Origin of the sequence: uncultured Campylobacter sp., from assembly GCF_938045405.1 — a bacterium.
Classification (GTDB): Bacteria; Campylobacterota; Campylobacteria; order Campylobacterales; family Campylobacteraceae; genus Campylobacter_B.
Genome location: NZ_CALIMW010000162.1, coordinates 1 through 17,851, shown reverse-complemented (window position 1 = coordinate 17,851; position 17,851 = coordinate 1). Strand labels below are relative to the sequence as shown.

The window sequence follows — 17,851 nt, the reverse complement described above, 5'->3', positions numbered from 1 at the left end:
GACAAAGTAGGGCGGCTACGACTGGCGCAACTATAATAGCGATTTTATCCGCTTGCCACGCCGTAGCTGCTCAAATTTTAAAATTTAGCCCTTTTGACGGCTTAAAATTTTAGAAATTTTTGCGGCGTCGTAAGTTTTCGCCTGCGCTTTTAGAAACTCGCAAAGCTCCTTCTGCTTGCAAAGGCCGTGAGCGAGCAAAAACTCCGCCGCAGCGTCGTCGTCTAGCACCACAGCTACTTTGATAAGCGTTTCGATCTCCTTTTTATCGATGCTCGCAAAGCTTTGAAATTTTAAAATTTCCTCCAAATAGCGTAATCTCCCGTCACGGAATTCTTTAAATTTGGCTCCCGCGGCAAACTCCCTCGCGGCAAGCGGCAGCGCCTCCTTATATCCGAGAATAGAAACGTTGTTATCGCTTAAAAATATTAATTCGCTGCCCGCAACCGAGCCGACCACGTCTTTCGTATCTCGCGCGCCGTTTGCAATCAAAAACTTAAATGCCTCGAAATTATCACTTGCCGCGGCATCTCGCAACAGCCCGCTAGTCTTGGCGTCCGCGCCGTTTTGCACCAAAAGCTCTAAAAGCCGCATCGCATCGGCGCTATCAAAGTGATAAAGCTTCGCCATCTCACCGCTAAATTTCGAGCCGAAAAAGATCGCGAGCTTTAGCGGCGAGAAATAACCGCCGTCTCCGCCGTAATTGAGATTTGGTTTAAATTTAAGGATTTTTTCTATCCGCTCGAAGTCGAATTTTGAATTTCGCAGCACCTTCGGATTAAAAATGAAAGCGGTGAAAATTCTATCTTTAAACTCCCCGAAATCCTCGTCGATCCTGCCCCTGTTTTGCGCCGCGAAGGCTAAAAGTGCGTCCAAGCCCGCATCTATCTGCGCGTCGCTAGCATTTTCATCGTAAAAAATTTCAAAATTTGGCTGCGGCAAATTTGACGCCGCCTGATGCGTAGTAGAAGCCGCCATGTCCTCTTTAGCGGCGCCGAAAGCGCAGCCCGCAAGCAAAAGCCACAAAAAGATAAAATTTTTCATATTGCCCTCGCTTAAATTTTGCGCGATTATATCAAATCTAAGGCTAAATTTAACGGCGTCTTGAAATTTCATAAAAAGCAAACGGCAAATAAATTTAGCCCAAAAAAGCGCCTTTTGATTTTAATTTCGCTAGAATTAGCCATAAATAACCTAAACAAAGGAGCGGCAAATGAAACTACTTTTTACTTTGATCTTGCTTTGTGCGGGGCTTTTTGCAAATACGCTGCAAGAGATCAGAAATAGCGGCGTCATTAGAGTAGGCGTCAGAGACGGCAGACCGCCTTTTAGCGAGATTAGCGGCGGTAAATTTGAAGGCTTTGAGATCGAGCTTGCCAATGCGATCGCAAAGGCGATTTTCGGTGCCAAACAAGGCGAAGTGCAGTTTGTCTCTCTAAGCGCCGCCGATCGCGTCTCGTATCTAGTCAATAATAAAGTCGATATGGTCGTAGCTACCTTTGTCATCGATTCGGCGCGTAAAAATCACGTGGACTTCTCGACGCCGTATTTTTCGACCAATCTCGGCGTGCTAACTCGCAAAGCGGACGCCATCAAAGATATATCGCGTTTGCGCGATATGAGGCTCATAACCGAAGAGGACACGACCGTAGATAATTATCTCAAAAAAGAGAAATTTAGCAACGTAAGCTACTGCAAAAGTACAAGCGAATGCTACGCGATGATCCGAGACGGCAAAGCTGACGGATACATCAACCTTAACATCACTGTGCTAGCCTACGCCGTCGTGGACGATACGCTCGAAGTGCCGTTTCAAAACTTCGGCAAACCCGATTTCATCGGTATCGGAGTGCAAAAGGGCAACAAAGAGCTACTTGATTTTATCAACGCAGAGCTTGTAAAACTAAGCAAAGAGGGCTTTTTCAAAAAGGCTTATCAGGACACTTTCGAGCCTTTTTACCGCGGCACGGCGGATAAAAAATACTTCCTTTTAGATGGAATTTATGACTTGCTATAAAAGCGAGCTAGAAATTAAAATATAAAATTTATCGAAGGCAGTTTGCATAACGAATAAATCTTGGGATTTAAAATTTAGCGAATTTGCGAAATTTTAAATCCCCGATTCGCCCCTAAATTTCAAACTTGCATACGCGCGGTGATTGAATTTTAAACTGCTTGAATTTATTTTCTCTAAAATATATAGTGCTATAATTAGTTCAAAACTAAAAAGTAGGGGGCTTTTTATGAGATTACTTTTTATTTTAGCCTTATTTTGCGCTAGCATTTTTGCAAATACACTAGATGAAATCAGGCAGGCAGGGGTTATCAGAGTAGGCGTGCGCGAAGGTCGTCCGCCGCTAAGCGAGTCTAATAACGGCAAGTTTGAGGGTTTTGAAATCGAGCTTGCTAGCTCGATCGCCAAAGACATTTTCGGCGATAAAAAGGGCGAAGTGCAGTTCGTAGCCGTAACCGCAGGCGAGAGAATCCCATTTTTGAAAAATAACAAGGTCGATATGGTTATCGGCACCTTTATGATTACGCAAGAGCGTAAGAAGCAGGTGGATTTCTCACTGCCGTATTTATCGGTAAATTTTGGCATTGTAACGCGTAAAGAGGATCAAGTGAAGGACTTCGCACAGGTTCGCGATATGAGGATTTCAATTGAAAAGAACCCAAACGGCTCGATGACCGAGCGCTATCTGCGAAAAGAGAAATTTAGCAATTTAGTTTACTGCAAAAATACCTCCGAGTGCTACGCGATGATAAAGGACGGCAGAGCTGATGGTTACGCCAATGACAATATCATCGTCCTAGCCTATGCCGTCGTGGACGATACGCTCGAAGTGCCGTTTAAAAACCTAGGCGCGGCGGAATTCTTAGGCGTCGGCGTGCAAAAAGGCAATCAAAGCCTGCTTGATTTCATCAATGCCGATCTAATCAAACTAAGCAAAGAGGGCTTTTTCAAAAAGGCTTATGAGGACACTTTCGAGCCATTTTACCGCGGCACTGCGGATAAAAAATACTTCCTGCTAGACGGAATTTATAATATGCTTTAGATCTTAGAATTCTAAGGCGCGGAATTTTGAAATTCCGCTTCGCACGCGGCGAGTGAAATTTTACGATCTGCAAATTTTGGAATTTTTGTAGCTGCAAAATTTCGTAAAATTCTAAAATTTAAAATTTTATCTCACGCTCGGTTTAAAAACATCTATTCCATTCGGAGCAAAATTCCACGCTACAGATAGAATTTTAAAATTTTATGCACGATGAAATTTTAGAATTTTAAAATCCCGTGCTGCAACATAATTTCGTAGTTGAGGGCTTTTGCACTGCGATAAAATATAAAAATTTATCATGCGGTGTAATCCCGCAGATAAGCGCGATGAATTTAAAAGGATAAAATTCCGCGTGAGGCGAAATCTAGCTCTCAGCAAAAGCGCGGTCGCCGCAGATGCTATCGTTTAAGCTTTGTAGCCGCAGAAATTTACTCAAACGCCTTGTAGTGCGCCTCGTCGGCGAATTCTAACATCTCGCGATCGCCCCTACTGTCGCCGTAAGCGATAACGCTATCGAAAGCCTGTACGTCGTATGCCGCACGCACGCGAGCGACCTTTTGCGCGCCGTAGCAGTTCTGCCCCTCGATCTCGCCCGTGATGATGCCGCCTTTGCGCCGTATTTTGGTGCCTAAAAGCTCCAAGCCCTGCGCGTCGCACCACGGGCGCAGCCAGTCTTCGAGCGAGGCGGTGACGATGACGATCTTATCGCCCGCGGCTTTGTAGCTTGCGATCTTGTCCATCGCGCTTTGTTTTAGGATATCTTCGATGTGGGTGGTGGAATATTTTTTGCAAATTTTATCGAATTTATCGGCGCTCATACCCGCAAAAAAGTAGCCCAAGAGCTTTCTGCGCGTAAAATTATTGCTCGCAAGACCTAGCTTATACGCCGCTAAAATGGGCGATAGCACCAAAATCCCGCGAAAAAATTTCTTAAATCCGACTACGTAGGCGACGAACTCGAGCAGCGAATCATCGCGCGTGATCGTGCCGTCAAAGTCGAATAAAACAAGATTCATTGCCTCTCCTAGCAAAATTTTAGCAGCTCAAATTTTAAAATTTGTCTATAAAAAAGGCGTGAAATTTAAAAGCTAAATTTCACGCCAAATTTTAAAATTTCATTTTGAAATTCTATTTTTTAGCCATTCGTCTGCGCGTCGTAGGGTCCAGGTATCGCTTACGCACGCGGATATTTACGGGCGTAACCTCCACAAGCTCGTCCTCCTCGATCCACTCCAGCGCACGCTCTAAATTTAGCGCGCGCGGCGGCACGAGTTTGATCGCATCATCGCTGCCGCTCGCGCGGACGTTGGTTAAATTTTTACCCTTGATCGGATTGACGTCCAGATCATTCGGACGACTGTGCTCGCCGATAATCATGCCTAGATATACCTTCGCCTGCGGAGCGATAAAAAGCACGCCGCGATCTTGCAGGTTCCACAGGCTGTATCCTAGCGCCACTCCGTTTTCCATACTCACGAGCGCGCCGTTTTGTCGCTTTTCGACCGCGCCGATGAAGGGGCGGAATTCCAAAAAGCTATGGTTCATTACGCCTTCGCCGCGAGTATCGGTCAAAAACTGCGAGCGAAAGCCGATAAGACCGCGCGCGGGGATCTCAAACTCCATGCGCGTCTGCCCGTCGCCGGTAGGGTTCATCACCTTCATCTCGGCTTTTTTGCGACCGAGCTTTTCGATGACGGTACCGGTGCAATCATCGGGCGCGTCGATGACTAGATGCTCGAAAGGCTCGCATTTGATGCCGTCGATCTCTTTGATGATGACTTCCGGGCGTCCGAGGCAAAACTCAAAGCCCTCGCGGCGCATATTTTCAGCCAAAATCGTAATCTGCAGCTCGCCGCGACCGCTTACTTTAAATTTACCCTCGCCCGCGTTTTCATAGCGCATCGCGATGTTGGTTTTCATCTCCGCTTCCAAGCGCTCGTCGATCTTATTTGAGGTTACGAATTTACCCTCCGTGCCCGCTAGCGGTCCATCATTTACGCTGAAAATTACGCTAAGGGTCGGCTCTTCAATATGCAGCGCATCAAGCGGGATCGGATTATTGGGATCGACGATGCTATCGCCTACGTCAAGCGCATCAAAGCCCGCAATCGCTACAATGTCGCCGGTGCCCGCCGTATCAATGTCGGTGCGCTCAAGTCCATTAAAACCGATGAGTTTTGAAATTCTACCGTTAATGTGCGTGCCGTCAGCTTTAGTTAGCATAACGCTTTGGTTCTTGTTTATCGTGCCGTTGAAAATCCTAGCGATGCCAATCTTGCCGACGTAGTTGTCGTAATCGAGCGTGAAAACCTGCAGCTGCAAAGGATTGTCGTCGCTACCACTAGGGGTCGGAACGTGAGAGATAATCGTCTCAAAAAGCGGCTTCATATCGGTGCTCTCATCGCTTAAATCGTATTTTGCATAGCCGTTTTTAGCCGCGGCATAGATAACTGGAAACTCCAGCTGCTCGTCGTTTGCGTCAAGCGCTACGAAAAGATCGAAAATTTCATTTACCACGCGGTCTGGATCGGCTGCGGGCTTATCGATTTTATTTACGACTACGATAGGTCTGAGCCCCAAAGATAGCGCCTTTTTTACGACAAATTTCGTCTGCGGCATGACGCCTTCTTGCGCGTCGACGAGCAAAAGCACGCCGTCTACCATCTTTAGTACGCGCTCGACCTCTCCGCCGAAATCGGCGTGGCCCGGAGTGTCGATGATGTTGATTTTAACGCCGCCGTAGTGGATGGCGGTATTTTTGGATAGTATCGTAATGCCGCGCTCGCGCTCTATGTCGTTGCTGTCCATCACGCGCTCGCCGACTTCTTGGTGATTACCAAAGGTGCCGGATTGTTTTAAAAGCTCATCTACGATAGTGGTCTTGCCGTGATCGACGTGCGCGATAACCGCAATATTTCTGATATTTTCCAAATTTTTCTCCGTTTCTAATTTCAAAAACTGATGATTATACTAAAAAAATTCTTAAGATAAAAATTTACGAATACTCTTTGACTTCGCAGACAAAAAACTCATACACGCGCTGTTGGATCAGCGCATCCTCGTCATCATCTCCGATCAAACGACGCAGATGTGAAAAATCAATCTTTTTGATATATTTTTTGTTGTTTTTGATATCTCTATCGATTTCTTTTAAAAGCGAGTCTAAATTTAAGCTTTTATAAGTTTTCGCCTTTAAGATATACTCTTTTACGATGGAGACCAGTACGCCGATGCGTTGCTCGTCGCCCGGATAAATTTCGCCCGCTATATCTTTGATCGTATCGTAATCCTCGTCGGTCTGCTTCTTTTTGGCAAGCAGCATTGCGGCAAAAATTTTAGCTCTAAACTCAATAGAGCGATGATGAGGGATAAAAACCTCGCGAAATACGGATAAAAGATGATTTTTGAAATTCATTTATAACCTTACTTTAAGAAACATTTCCATATAATCCCGTTTGCCCTTTCTTAGACCTGTGCAATGCTTTTTTTAGGCACCGCTTCAGGGTAGGAATACAGCAGAGCACTTAGATCTCGCATGTGCCGCAGCCATCTGGGAAGGGGTTTTACAAATCGATCCTATTAAGCCCGAAATGCTCTTTGAAATCCTCGCAAACACTCTGAAAATCGACGCCTTCAATTTTTGGCTTTGCTTTAAAAAACTCTAACATCGAATTATACCCGCTAAGCAGCTCCTTGCTCTTTACGCCGTAACTGATCGAAATCCCCGCCTCAAAAAACGCCGCTAGTTTGTCGCAATACTTAAGCGCCTTGCCGTCGATTGCACGAAATTTATCTTCGTTAAACATCTTTAGGCTACCCTCTGCAAATTTAGGCTCCTTGCCTAGCTCGAAGGTGCGGTTTTCAAACTCGTCTTTTATAAATTTACTGCCCTCTTTACGGATACCCAAAATATAACTAAAATCATCTCGCATATGTTCCGGCACAAAGGGTAAAATTTTATCGTCTATTAGCCGCATCTCATATTCGCTAATGATGTCGCTAAGGCCCTTAACGCCGTATTTTACGGGGCTAATAATGTCGCGAGTGAGGCTTTCTGGTAGATCGTGAAATAACGCGCAGAAAAAATTATACGCCGTGCGCGAGCGGCACGCACCAACTTCAAGCGAGAAAAAGTAGCTTAAAATCGCGACTACCAGCATGTGTCCTAGCACCGATGTCTCAGGGATGCGCGGCGTCTGCGCCCAGCGTTTTTGGAAACGAAGTCTGCCACTAAGATCGACTATGCGAGCAAGTTTTTTATTCATCACGATTTTTCGCACGCCGATTAGCTCATAATAATCCTCGAGCTCCTCCTCGACCTTGGATTTTAGCTCCTCTATATCGTTTAAAAACTGGCTCGTTTGATATACGATATTGAATTCCCACCGCGTAGAAAGGTAGCTTGCCGCCTTTAAGATCACGGCTTCTTTTTTATGATCTTTGGAATTTAGATATTTTTTAAATCGCTCGAAAAATGCGCCGTTTTGAATAGGCAAAAGATCGCTTTCGAGGACGCTTAAAACCCATTCGTTGATCTTATCCTTTTTGGTTTTTTGAATCTGATGAAAGACGTCCGGGCGGATGTCGGTTACGACGATGCGCGCTAAAAACTCGAAAATCCCCGCTTCTATCACATAGTTGATATCCACATCGCGCTCAAAGCTAGCGATGAAATAAGCGATGATAAATTTATGCGCCTGCTTGTCGAGCTCGACTAAACTTACCATCTTTGGGTAATCATTCCAGCGGCTAATGCTTGCGGATTTAAAAATTTGTTCGACTAAATTTGAGCTTATCATCGGTAAATTTGATCCGAGTTTATTTCGATTACCGTGTGGACGTTGCCGCGCGGATTAAAATCGCCCCTGATTTTCATAAATTTAGGCTTTAGCTTGCTTTGAAGCGCGCCGTAAATTTCATTTATGCTATCTTCGTGGCTGATGTAGCGGTTCATGAAGGAATTTATGTAAATTTTAATCGCCTTAAGCTCCACTACGAGCTTATCGGGGATATATTCCAAATAGATCGTCGCAAAATCCGGATAGCCCGAGCGCGGGCAGCGGCAGCAAAACTCGGGCAGGGTTATTTTTATAAGATAATCGCGCTTTTGTTTATTGGGCCAAACTTCTAAATTTTCGATGTTAAATTTTACAATTTCCTCTTCGCCGTATCTCACTATGATCTCCTTAAATTCGATATATCGTTCGGCTTTTCGACGCAAAATCCCTGAATATAATCGATGCCCATCTTATAAAGCTGCATTTGAAATTCCTCTTTGTCGATGAAGCGCATTACGGTTTTGACGCCCGATTTCGCACAAGCTTCGTTAATGCCTATAAAGATATTTTTAATCTTTTCATCGTCTAAATTTTTATTAAATTCTATGTCGTAAACGATAAAATCCACTTCTAAAAATTTTAAATATTCAAAACTCGCGTTCGAGCCGCCGAACTGCGACAGCGCGAAGCTAAATCCGAGTTCGCGAAATTTAATCAAAATTTCGTCAAAGCGCTTGATCTCCGAATAGATAAGCTTTTCGTTAAACTCAAACACGATCTTTTTCGGATCGATCAGATTATTATCGATGAGCTTTAAAATTTCATTGCGAAACTCGTTATTTCGCAGGGTCTGAGGCATGACCTCGATAAAAATTTTAGCGTCAATATCTTTAAAATAGATGATCCTAGAAATCTGCCTCATCATCGAAATATCGTATTTGATGTCATAATGATTTAGAAGCAAAATATCTAAAATTCTACTTTTTGTGATCTTTTCGCCACTTCTTAGATCAAGCTTTGGAATTAAATTAATATGTGATTTTACGCCGTTTTTATCTGCAACGCGCTGATATTTAAAGCTAAAATTTTCGCTATCGATCGCTTCCATTACGTCGGCGGAAAATACGTCAATTAATACTTTCTCTACGTCAATAGCCTTCTCGCCGTGCTCTTCGTCGTCCAGGTGATTTATCTTATAAAATAGAGCATTTACGATATTATTTAGATTGCGATCATATGAGCTTGGAAGCATTGTAAATTCGCTTTTTATCTCTACATTTTTAATCGTTTGACTTGAAATTTTATGCTCAAACATTCGCAAAATATGGCTTAAATTCGTAGCTTTTGATTCTACGCCGAATACAAAGTAGCCGTTTATAAAGCGCCCGATCGGAAGGTCCTTAAAACCCTGCTCTGCCATAAAATTTGAAAGTTCTTTACAATACTCATATAAAATTTCATCGCCGTTTTTATAACCGTATCGATCGTTTATGTCGATGATATTTTTAATTCGCAAAAGGACAATATTTATTTGATGATTTTTAGCTAGATCGTTGCTTAAAATTTTCTCTATCTCCTCGCGTACGAATACGTGAGTAACGGGATCAATCAGCGTCTTTTGAAAGCCAAAGTAAATTTGATAGATGACATAATAAACATAGCAGATTAAAAGTATCAAAAACAAAATTACGTCATCAAATTTAAACTCGCCGTTTCGGAACAAAATAATTCCAAAAACAATCAAAACGCAGGTAAACGGCACCGAAATTTTAAGTGCCGTTATGAAACGATTTTCGCGCTCTTTGGTCTCACTAAATAAAACAGACATTATATATCCAAGTGTTTAACGTCTTTGGCATGGTCTTGAATGTAATTCCTACGCGGTTCAACCTCGTCGCCCATGAAAAGATTAAAGGTATCGCTAGCACTCTGTGCGTCTGCAATGCTGATTTTTAAAAGCCTTCTATTTTCAGGGCTCATAGTTGTTTCCCAAAGCTGCTCCGGATTCATCTCTCCAAGACCTTTGTAGCGCTGAATATAAGCGCCTTTTTTCGAGCTTTTTTCGATTTCATCTAAAATTTCAATAAAATCCTTGCCAAAGCTTACATCCCGCTCTTTGATCTTTGAATAAACTCTGATCGCCTCTTCAAAGATATAATTGCCGAATAAATTCTCATCTATCACGAGCTGTTCTAAGCCGCTCGGAGTTTGGACATAAATTCTAATGCCTTCATCATTTACGTAGGAATTTAAGATATTAAATCCTTCACTCTCAAGACGCGGTTTTAAAATTTTAAATAGCTCTTCATAACCAAGGCTACGCGCTTCGTCGTTTTCTATCAAAAATCTGATCGCGCTAAGCACGCTGAAGCGCTTTTTAAGCTCATTTAAAAGCGAGCGGTAGTTTGAAACTATTTTTAGATAATCGATTAGATCCTCGTTGCCGATACCTTCAAACTCGCCCATATCGATGCCAGTTTCGATCAAAAACTCACTCAGCGCTTTTTCGTCTTTTAGATAAATTTCTTTTTTACCCTTTTTATATCTAAAAAGCGGCGGCTGTGCCAGATAAACATAGCCGTTTTCGACAACAGGGCGTAAAAATCTAAAGAAAAAGGTTAAAAGAAGCGTCTGAATGTGGCTACCGTCGACATCCGCATCGGTCATAATGATGATTTTGTGATAGCGGAGCTTCTCTTCGTTAAATTCCTCGCCGATACCGCAACCAAAGGCCGTGATCATATTTTTAATCTCTTCGGATTGTAAAATTCTATCCAGGCGCGCCTTTTCTACGTTTAAAATTTTACCTCTAAGCGGCAGGATCGCTTGAAACACGCGGTCTCTTCCCTGCTTCGCCGAACCGCCCGCGCTATCGCCCTCGACTAGATAAATTTCGCTAATACTTGCATCCTTACTCTGGCAATCGGCTAGCTTTCCGGGAAGGGTTCCGACGGAATTTATATTGTCTTTTTTGCGCGTTAGATCGCGTGCTTTTTTTGCCGCTTCGCGACCGCGCGCGGCTAAAAGAGCTTTATTCATAATGGCGCGCGCTTCGATCGGATTTTCTTCAAAATACTTGCTAAGCACCTCAAATGCCATCTTTTGCACGATCGGCTTAACGTAGCTTGAGCCTAATTTTCCCTTCGTCTGTCCTTCAAACTGTGGTTCAGGAACCTTTACGCTAATTACCGCGATGAGTCCCTCGCGAACATCGTCGCCGGTGATCTTCGTGTCCTTTTCGCGTGCAGCCGCATTTGCCGCGACGTAATTTGTTATCGCGCGCGTAAGACCCGCTCTAAAGCCCGCCTCATGCGTACCGCCATCCGGAGTTTTGATATTATTTACGAAGCTTAATAAATTTTCGCTATACGTTTCGTTATACATCAGCGCAAAATCGACCATAACATCATCCGCGCTATCACTAAACGATACGGCTTTGGATATGGCAGGCGCTTTATTCATATCGTTTACGAAGCTCTCCAAACCGCCTTCAAAGTGAAAGTGCTCGTCCCTGCCCGTGCGATTATCTTTAAAATTTATCGTAATTTTTGGATTTAGATACGCTAACTCGCGAAATCTTTTTGATAAAATTTCATCGTCAAATTCTAAAATTTCAAAAATTTCGCCGTCTGGCCAAAACTCAATCGTAGTACCCGTGCGATTAGTAGTTTTTATCTTTTCAAGCTCGGTAGTAGGAATTCCTTTGGCAAATTCTTGTCTATAAATATTTCCGTCACGTTTGATCGTAGCAACGAGCTTTTTTGAAAGCGCATTTACAACGCTAACGCCCACGCCGTGCAGACCGCCGGAGACTTTATAAGTGTCTTTGTCAAATTTACCGCCTGCGTGAAGCACCGTAAGAACCACCGTCGCGGCAGGAATTTTTTCAGTCGGATGTATATCGACGGGGATTCCGCGACCGTTATCACTAACGATGCAGCTTCCCTCGTTTGTGATTTCGACGTCGATTGTGTCGCAGTACCCCGCCATCGCCTCATCGATCGAATTATCTACAACCTCATAAATCATATGATGAAGTCCGCCGATATTGGTGTCTCCGATATACATACCGGGACGCTTTCTAACGGCTTCAAGACCCTTTAAAACTTTAATATTACTAGCGCCGTAATTTTGTTTCATATTTTTCCTTTAAATATTATTTATCGGCATAACAACCGTTTTTAAGCCGTCCGCGCTAAGTACGAACGCCGTATCGGAGCTGTTAAAATTAAGCTCAAAAATTTCGCTCTCTATGTTACTTAAAAAATCAAGCAGAAAGCGATTTTTCACGCCGAAGACTATCTCGCCGTTTATATCGATCGCCGCTTCAATTTCGGTCTTTGCCTCGGAATTGTCCTCGTTGATGCTCTCAAAAACCATTACGTCCTTCTTAATGGTAACCTTCATCTCCTCGCACATCGCGTTTATCGCTCGCACTCCGCTTACCATCTTATCGCGCGGGATTAAAATTTTATACGCCGTATCGCTTGGGATCACGCGCTCGTAGTTTGGAAATTTGCCATTAATAAGCTTTGTAAAAAACTCAAAATTCTCGCTCACTGCTAGTAGCACATTTTCGTCGTAGTAAATTTTAATTTTATCCGAAAATAACTTTTGAATTTCGCCTATCGCTTTTTTAGGGATTAAAATTTTAGTATCTAGCTCGCCTGCTTTTGATTGAGTGATCAGCTTATAAACGCTAAGTCGCTTTGTATCGGTTCCGACTAAATTTATAAAGCCCTCTTTTACGTCGATTAAAGCGCCGTTGAGCTCATATTTTGGATTGTTCGTATCAATCGATGGATATATTTTTTTAAGGCTTCTGCCTAAAATTCCAGCATTTACGTCAAAGCTGTTTTTACCATCTATTGTAGGGAAGCTTGGAAAATCCCTCGTCTCAAACATCGGAAGCTTGTACTTGGATTTTTTTTGCTTTACGAATAGCGCTCCGTTGACAGTTTCTAAAGTAACGCTATCGTCGCTTAGACCTTTAATAACGCTAAGGAGCTTGCCTCCATTTGCTGTAGCTTCTCCATCTGTTTCTATAGTGACATTTTGTAAATTATAACTGAGGCCTATTTCATGATCAGTGGCTTTTATACTAAAAATTCCATCTTTAGCGCTCATCAAAAGATGTGAAGTTATCGAGCTTAGATCTTTTTTATCAAGATAGGAGCTAGTATTTGAAACTATCTCTTCTAAAAGTTTTTTAGTGATTAACACTTTCATATTTTTATCCTTTTAAATTTTTATCGTTGTAGTAGTTGGCAAGTGGTTTTTGTGAAAAACTTATCCTAAAGCTTGTCTTTAGATAGTTTATCCAGTGAGTAAGTAGCTTTGTTTTATTCACTTTTATTCACCTTTTTTACTTTATTTTTATAAAGTCTAAATTTCATTCTTATCCTTTTTGGTTATTTTGTTTTTTAGCTCTTCAATTTTTATCTTTAATATCTCGTCGGTTTGAATGAGCTCGTTGATTTTTTTGATATTTTTGCTGATGGCGCTGTGATCTTTTAGATTAAAAAATGCGGCGATTTTTGGCATTGAGTTTTGAGTTAACTGTTTGGTTAGATATATGCAAATTTGGCGCGCTTCGACGACGTTTTTAGCTCGCGTTTTGCTCTTTAGCTCGCTAGGTTTTACGTTCAGTTCTTTTGAGATCACCTCTATTACGTGTTCAAGGCTTACACTTGAATATTTTTGATGGATCTGATCTTGAAGCGTACTTTTGGTAAATTCCAGCGTGATCTTTGTGCGAAGTATTGAGGAATATGCGTTTAGTTTGTTTATTGCGCCTTCGATTTCGCGGATATTATCGCCCATATTTGCGGCGATATATTCTACGACATCGTGTGGAATTCTAACGCGGTTTTCCTCGCTCTTTTTATTGATAATGGCGATTTTAGTTTCGAGATCTGGCGGGGTAATGTTTGCTATTATGCCACTTTCAAATCGTGTTGTAAGACGACTTTCAAAGCCTTTTAGGAATTTTGGTGGCAGGTCGTTGGTAAGGACGATTTGGCAGTTTTTGTCTTTCAGCTCGTTAAACGTATAAAAAAGCTCCTCCTGGGCTTTATCGCGTCCGATTAAAAACTGAATATCATCGATGAGCAAAACGTCGCAATTGCGGTATTTTTGTTTAAATTTATCGATCGAGTTGTTTTTAAGGTTAAAGACGAAATCATTAGCGAACTGCTCGCTGGTGACGCAAATGACGGTTTTTCCCTTTTTGATGCAGTAATTTCCGATCGATTGAAGCAGGTGAGTTTTTCCTAGCCCGCTAGGTCCGTAGATAAAGAGCGGATTAAAGCGAATTCCTGGCTCTTTTGCGACGGATACCGAACACTCGAAGGCAAATTTATTTGAATCGCCGATGATGAAATTTTCGAAGTTATAGTTTTCGCTTAAAATTGTGCTCTTAGGCTTTTCGGAGATGATTTTTACCTTTTCTTTCGGTGAAATTTTAGCTTTTGAGGTAATTTTGACGATTACGTCGCTAAGACCGAACTGTTTTTTGATAAGCTCTTTTATTTTAGTGCCGTATTTTGTCTGAGCGTATTTAGCGATAAACTCGTTAGTTGCGTTGTAGATGAAAAATTCCGGTGTCGAGTTTTTATCGTTGAATTTCAAATTTTTAATGTATCTAGAGTATTCGGTAGGTAAAATTTCCTTCTCTAAATTTGATAAAATTTCTTGTGCTTGCGACGTCGCCATTGAATTCCCTTATAAATTAAGCCGCTATTTTAGCTAAATTTCACTAAATTTGCGGTAAATTTCAGTTTATTCACCGGTGATTAAACTGTGAATAAGTGTGAAAGGTGGTTATGAAAATTTTAGGAATCGATCCGGGAACTAGAAATTTAGGTTATGCGATTTTGGAAAAAGATGTGAATAAAATTACTCTCATAGAGGCGGGATTAGTGAAAATGAAGGCCGAAAACGTGCAATTTCAAATGACGCAGATGAGCGAGGCGATCGATCAAATTTTTAGCGCTCATAAGATTGATGAGGTCGCGATAGAATCGATGTTTTATGCCTATAATCCGCAGTCTGTTTTAAAGCTCGCTCAGTTTCGCGGCGCGCTGGCCCTTAAAATTTTACAAATTTTTGGAAATTTTGCCGAATATACGCCGCTTCAGGTAAAAAAATCGGTCACGGGCAAGGCAAAGGCGGCGAAGGAGCAGGTTGCTTTCATGGTGAAGCGGATTTTAGGGATTAATAAAGAGATCAAACCGCTCGACGTTACCGACGCCATCGCCGTTGCGCTCACGCACGCTCACGCGATGCGCCGGGCGCCTAGATAGGAGAAAGAGTTGAAAATTGCAATCTTACAAATGAACGTGAAGCTCGCCTCTACTGTCGCGGATTGCGAGCAAAATTTTATCCGAGCGCGAGAGCTTATAGATCGCGCGTTAAAACGCGGCGCGGACGTAGCGGTGCTGCCTGAGGCCTTTAACACGGGCTTTTGCGTGCGAAATTTCAAGCGCTTAGCCGACGCGGGAGCTGCGCGAACGAAGGGATTTTTAAGTGAAATTTCGCAAAACTGCGGCGCTGTTTTAATAGGCGGATCGATAAACTCCGAGCGAGATAAAATTTATAATTCTGCTTTCGTCTATCAAAACGGAGCCGAAATTTTATGCTACGACAAGATCCACGCTTTCTCGCTCGCTCGCGAAAACGAGATCGTAAGCGGCGGCGATAAGCTAGGCATTTGCGAGATAAAATTTCAAAATCGCGCGGTCAAAATCGGCGTCGCGGTCTGCTACGATCTGCGCTTTTGTGAAATTTTTCGCGCCTTAGCGCTTCGCGGCGCGCAGATTGTTTTTGTGATCGCGCAGTTCGCGCAGAGCCGCATAGAGCATTTTATCACGCTTGCGAGAGCCCGCGCGATCGAAAATCAAATTTTTATCTGTGCGGTAAACGGCTGCGGCGATACGGGGCAGGGTGAGAGTTTCGGCGGAAATTCCATGCTGATCGGTCCGGGCGGCGAGATCGTCGCGCGCTTAGGCAAAAAAGAGGCCGTGAAGATTGCTCGAGCGGATTTAAATGAAATTTTAAAATTTCGCGCTAAAATGGATCTTTTAAAAGATATGAAACCTGAAATTTATAAGGAGTTTTGATGAAAACTTTGGTATTTGTGATCGATATGTTAAACGGCTTCGTAAAATTCGGCGCGATGGCCGATCCTAGCATAGCAAAGATCGCTCCTGCGGTGCTTAAACAGATTGAGGCGGCGAAAAACGTGCATTTCATCTGCGACGCTCACGCCGAGCGGGATTTGGAGATGAAGCGCTATCCGGCTCACTGCCTAGTTGGCTCGCCAGAAGCGGAGGTGATCGAGGAGCTCGCACACTTCGTAAGCGAGCAAAACGTTACTTTTAAGCGTAGCACGAACGGCTTTCATAATTTGGATAAGAAAATTCTGGGCGGCTTCGATCGTTTCGTGATTACGGGCTGTTGCACCGATATCTGCGTGATGCAGTTTGCGCTTAGCCTGCGCACCTATCTCAACGAAATTGGCGCCGATAAAGACGTCGTCGTTCCGCGAGGTGCGGTAGCTACCTACGATGCGCCGAACCATGAGCGCGGCTACTACGACGAATGTGCGCTAAGCTTAATGCAAAATGCGGGTATTTTGGTGATTTAAGCTGTACTTAGATTAAACAGAATTTCAAGCTAAATTTTCTAGCTTATAAATTTTAAAATTTAGAGCCGCTCTTAAAATTTTGAAATTTTTTGAGCGGTAGAATTTTAAAATTTTAATCTTTTTATGGAATTTAGCTTTGTTTTACCGCGACTGCTTTTGCGACGAAAAATCCTACTACTCCGGAAATTATCGAGCCTAAAAATACCGCGAGTTTATCGGTGTAGTGATACAGATCGCTGCCGCCGTATGCCAGGCCATCGACGAAAAGCGCCATCGTAAAGCCGATACCACAGATAATTGCTACTGCGTAAAGCTGCGGCCAGCCTGCATTTTCCGGCATGTAGGCGATTTTGGCTTTGATTAAAATCCAGCTAAAGGCAAAAATTCCGATCTGTTTACCGAAAAATAGTCCGAGCATTATACCCATAGGCACCGGACCGAAAAGGAAGCTAGGACTGATGCCTGCTAGCGAAACGCCTGCGTTTGTAAAGGCAAAGATCGGCAAGATGAAGAAATTTACGGGGTAGGCTAGTCCGTGCTCCATATCCTTTAGCATAGAACCCGAGCGGGTCTTAAGCGGGATGCAAAAGCCCGCAAGCACTCCCGCGATAGTCGCGTGGATGCCGGAGTTTAGTACCATCACCCACAGCACCACGGCCACGATGATAAACGGAAGCTTTTTATCAACGCCAAGTCTGCTCATCACTAGCATTATTGCGACACAGGCAGCTGCGCCACCTAGATAGATTGCGTTTATGGTAGAGGAATAAAACAAAGCGATGATTAAAATTGCACACAGATCGTCCATTATCGCAAGCGTTAGGACAAAAATTTTAAGGCTAGCCGGGATTTTTTTGCCCAAAAGTGCCATAACGCCTACAGCAAAGGCGATATCGGTCGCCGTTGGGATCGCCCAGCCCTTCATCGCGACGGCATCGCCCCAGTTGATGATCGAAAATATGATCGCAGGCATCATTACTCCGCCCATAGCCGCGAAGCTAGGAAGTAAAATTTGAGAGAAATGGCGCAGCTGCCCTTCGATTTTTTCGCGCTTAAGCTCAAGTCCAATGGCAAAGAAAAATATCGCCATAAGCACGTCGTTTACTAAAAAATGCATCGATTCGTCAAGTTTCGCAGAACCCACACCTATGGTGAAGCTTAGATGTAAAAATGCCTCATAGTATTTAGATAAAAAGCTTACGTTTTGAGCTATGATCGCAAAAACCGCGGATAGAAGTAATATAACGCCGGCGCTACTTTCGCTTGATAAAATTTTCTTAATGATATGTTGCACATGCTTCCTTTAAAAATTTTGCCTTAATTTTATGCAAATTTTAATTAAATTTTTATCAAAACGGGCTAGTTGCTCGGTA

16 protein-coding genes and 1 other RNA gene are annotated in these 17,851 nt (G+C 43.0%); 6 read left to right on the top strand and 11 right to left on the bottom strand.

Annotated elements, in window-relative coordinates; all coding sequences use genetic code 11:
* Positions 1-84: 84 nt before the first annotated feature.
* The gene (locus Q0140_RS06260) at positions 85-1,113 is read right to left on the bottom strand and encodes a hypothetical protein (protein ID WP_297962879.1); all 1,029 of its coding nucleotides are present in this window, start codon (positions 1,111-1,113) and stop codon (positions 85-87) included.
* Positions 1,114-1,210: 97 nt separating this feature from the next.
* On the opposite strand from Q0140_RS06260, the gene Q0140_RS06255 reads away from it, so the two are divergent.
* Both Q0140_RS06255 and Q0140_RS06250 read left to right on the top strand, forming a co-directional pair.
* Positions 1,211-2,014, top strand: coding sequence for a transporter substrate-binding domain-containing protein (locus Q0140_RS06255; RefSeq protein ID WP_297962877.1), 804 nt, complete (start codon positions 1,211-1,213; stop codon positions 2,012-2,014).
* A 226-nt stretch (positions 2,015-2,240) separates the two neighbouring features.
* The gene (locus Q0140_RS06250; RefSeq protein ID WP_297962875.1) at positions 2,241-3,053 is read left to right on the top strand and encodes a transporter substrate-binding domain-containing protein; all 813 of its coding nucleotides are present in this window, start codon (positions 2,241-2,243) and stop codon (positions 3,051-3,053) included.
* Between the two features lie 428 nt (positions 3,054-3,481).
* Here Q0140_RS06250 and Q0140_RS06245 read toward each other — a convergent pair whose 3' ends face one another.
* The 3 genes from Q0140_RS06245 to Q0140_RS06235 form a co-directional block, all read right to left on the bottom strand.
* Complete coding sequence (locus Q0140_RS06245; RefSeq protein WP_297962873.1) at positions 3,482-4,069, bottom strand: HAD-IB family hydrolase; 588 nt, start codon at positions 4,067-4,069, stop codon at positions 3,482-3,484.
* 112 nt (positions 4,070-4,181) lie between these two features.
* Complete coding sequence (gene typA / locus Q0140_RS06240; RefSeq protein ID WP_297962871.1) at positions 4,182-5,984, bottom strand: translational GTPase TypA; 1,803 nt, start codon at positions 5,982-5,984, stop codon at positions 4,182-4,184.
* Between the two features lie 64 nt (positions 5,985-6,048).
* A complete protein-coding gene (locus Q0140_RS06235) occupies positions 6,049-6,468 on the bottom strand; it encodes a hypothetical protein (RefSeq protein ID WP_297962869.1) in 420 nt (139 codons plus the stop codon).
* 47 nt (positions 6,469-6,515) lie between these two features.
* On the opposite strand from Q0140_RS06235, the gene ffs reads away from it, so the two are divergent.
* Positions 6,516-6,613: signal recognition particle sRNA small type (gene ffs / locus Q0140_RS06230), an RNA gene on the top strand.
* 3 nt (positions 6,614-6,616) lie between these two features.
* Here the strand turns inward: ffs and Q0140_RS06225 are convergent.
* The 6 genes from Q0140_RS06225 to dnaA form a co-directional block, all read right to left on the bottom strand.
* On the bottom strand, positions 6,617-7,852 hold the full coding sequence (locus tag Q0140_RS06225) for an HD domain-containing protein (RefSeq protein WP_297962867.1): 1,236 nt from the start codon (positions 7,850-7,852) through the stop codon (positions 6,617-6,619).
* Positions 7,849-8,229, bottom strand: a complete 381-nt coding sequence (gene queF / locus Q0140_RS06220) for a preQ(1) synthase (protein ID WP_297962865.1) — start codon at positions 8,227-8,229, stop codon at positions 7,849-7,851. The genes Q0140_RS06225 and queF overlap by 4 nt, the downstream gene beginning before the upstream one ends.
* Entirely contained in the window at positions 8,229-9,659 is a 1,431-nt protein-coding gene (locus Q0140_RS06215) for an EAL domain-containing protein (RefSeq protein ID WP_297962863.1), read from the bottom strand. Before Q0140_RS06215 ends, queF begins: the two co-directional genes overlap by 1 nt.
* The gene (gene gyrB / locus Q0140_RS06210; RefSeq protein ID WP_297962861.1) at positions 9,659-11,971 is read right to left on the bottom strand and encodes a DNA topoisomerase (ATP-hydrolyzing) subunit B; all 2,313 of its coding nucleotides are present in this window, start codon (positions 11,969-11,971) and stop codon (positions 9,659-9,661) included. Before gyrB ends, Q0140_RS06215 begins: the two co-directional genes overlap by 1 nt.
* Before the next feature lie 9 nt (positions 11,972-11,980).
* Positions 11,981-13,060, bottom strand: coding sequence for a DNA polymerase III subunit beta (dnaN, locus tag Q0140_RS06205; protein ID WP_297962859.1), 1,080 nt, complete (start codon positions 13,058-13,060; stop codon positions 11,981-11,983).
* A 156-nt stretch (positions 13,061-13,216) separates the two neighbouring features.
* A complete protein-coding gene (gene dnaA / locus Q0140_RS06200; protein WP_297962857.1) occupies positions 13,217-14,545 on the bottom strand; it encodes a chromosomal replication initiator protein DnaA in 1,329 nt (442 codons plus the stop codon).
* A 110-nt stretch (positions 14,546-14,655) separates the two neighbouring features.
* Between dnaA and ruvC the strand changes: the two genes are divergently transcribed.
* Genes ruvC through Q0140_RS06185 form a run of 3 tightly spaced genes read left to right on the top strand, consistent with a single transcriptional unit; the run spans position 14,656 to position 16,478 of the window.
* Entirely contained in the window at positions 14,656-15,135 is a 480-nt protein-coding gene (gene ruvC, locus Q0140_RS06195) for a crossover junction endodeoxyribonuclease RuvC (protein ID WP_297962855.1), read from the top strand.
* A gap of 9 nt (positions 15,136-15,144) precedes the next feature.
* A complete protein-coding gene (locus Q0140_RS06190; protein WP_297962853.1) occupies positions 15,145-15,951 on the top strand; it encodes a nitrilase-related carbon-nitrogen hydrolase in 807 nt (268 codons plus the stop codon).
* A complete protein-coding gene (locus Q0140_RS06185) occupies positions 15,951-16,478 on the top strand; it encodes an isochorismatase family cysteine hydrolase (protein ID WP_297962851.1) in 528 nt (175 codons plus the stop codon). The genes Q0140_RS06190 and Q0140_RS06185 overlap by 1 nt, the downstream gene beginning before the upstream one ends.
* Before the next feature lie 130 nt (positions 16,479-16,608).
* On the opposite strand, the gene nhaA is transcribed toward Q0140_RS06185, so the two are convergent.
* Complete coding sequence (gene nhaA / locus Q0140_RS06180; RefSeq protein ID WP_297962849.1) at positions 16,609-17,772, bottom strand: Na+/H+ antiporter NhaA; 1,164 nt, start codon at positions 17,770-17,772, stop codon at positions 16,609-16,611.
* Between the last annotated feature and the right edge of the window lie 79 nt (positions 17,773-17,851).

Excerpts from the sequence above, each read along its gene's own strand:
- Q0140_RS06260 (WP_297962879.1), bottom strand. The coding sequence starts at position 1,113 with ATGAAATTTCAAGACGCCGTTAAATTTAGCCTTAGATTTGATATAATC.
- Q0140_RS06255 (WP_297962877.1), top strand. The coding sequence starts at position 1,211 with ATGAAACTACTTTTTACTTTGATCTTGCTTTGTGCGGGGCTTTTTGCA.
- Q0140_RS06250 (WP_297962875.1), top strand. The coding sequence starts at position 2,241 with ATGAGATTACTTTTTATTTTAGCCTTATTTTGCGCTAGCATTTTTGCA.
- Q0140_RS06245 (WP_297962873.1), bottom strand. The coding sequence starts at position 4,069 with ATGAATCTTGTTTTATTCGACTTTGACGGCACGATCACGCGCGATGAT.
- Q0140_RS06235 (WP_297962869.1), bottom strand. The coding sequence starts at position 6,468 with ATGAATTTCAAAAATCATCTTTTATCCGTATTTCGCGAGGTTTTTATC.
- Q0140_RS06225 (WP_297962867.1), bottom strand. The coding sequence starts at position 7,852 with ATGATAAGCTCAAATTTAGTCGAACAAATTTTTAAATCCGCAAGCATT.
- Q0140_RS06215 (WP_297962863.1), bottom strand. The coding sequence starts at position 9,659 with ATGTCTGTTTTATTTAGTGAGACCAAAGAGCGCGAAAATCGTTTCATA.
- gyrB (WP_297962861.1), bottom strand. The coding sequence starts at position 11,971 with ATGAAACAAAATTACGGCGCTAGTAATATTAAAGTTTTAAAGGGTCTT.
- dnaN (WP_297962859.1), bottom strand. The coding sequence starts at position 13,060 with ATGAAAGTGTTAATCACTAAAAAACTTTTAGAAGAGATAGTTTCAAAT.
- dnaA (WP_297962857.1), bottom strand. The coding sequence starts at position 14,545 with ATGGCGACGTCGCAAGCACAAGAAATTTTATCAAATTTAGAGAAGGAA.
- ruvC (WP_297962855.1), top strand. The coding sequence starts at position 14,656 with ATGAAAATTTTAGGAATCGATCCGGGAACTAGAAATTTAGGTTATGCG.
- Q0140_RS06185 (WP_297962851.1), top strand. The coding sequence starts at position 15,951 with ATGAAAACTTTGGTATTTGTGATCGATATGTTAAACGGCTTCGTAAAA.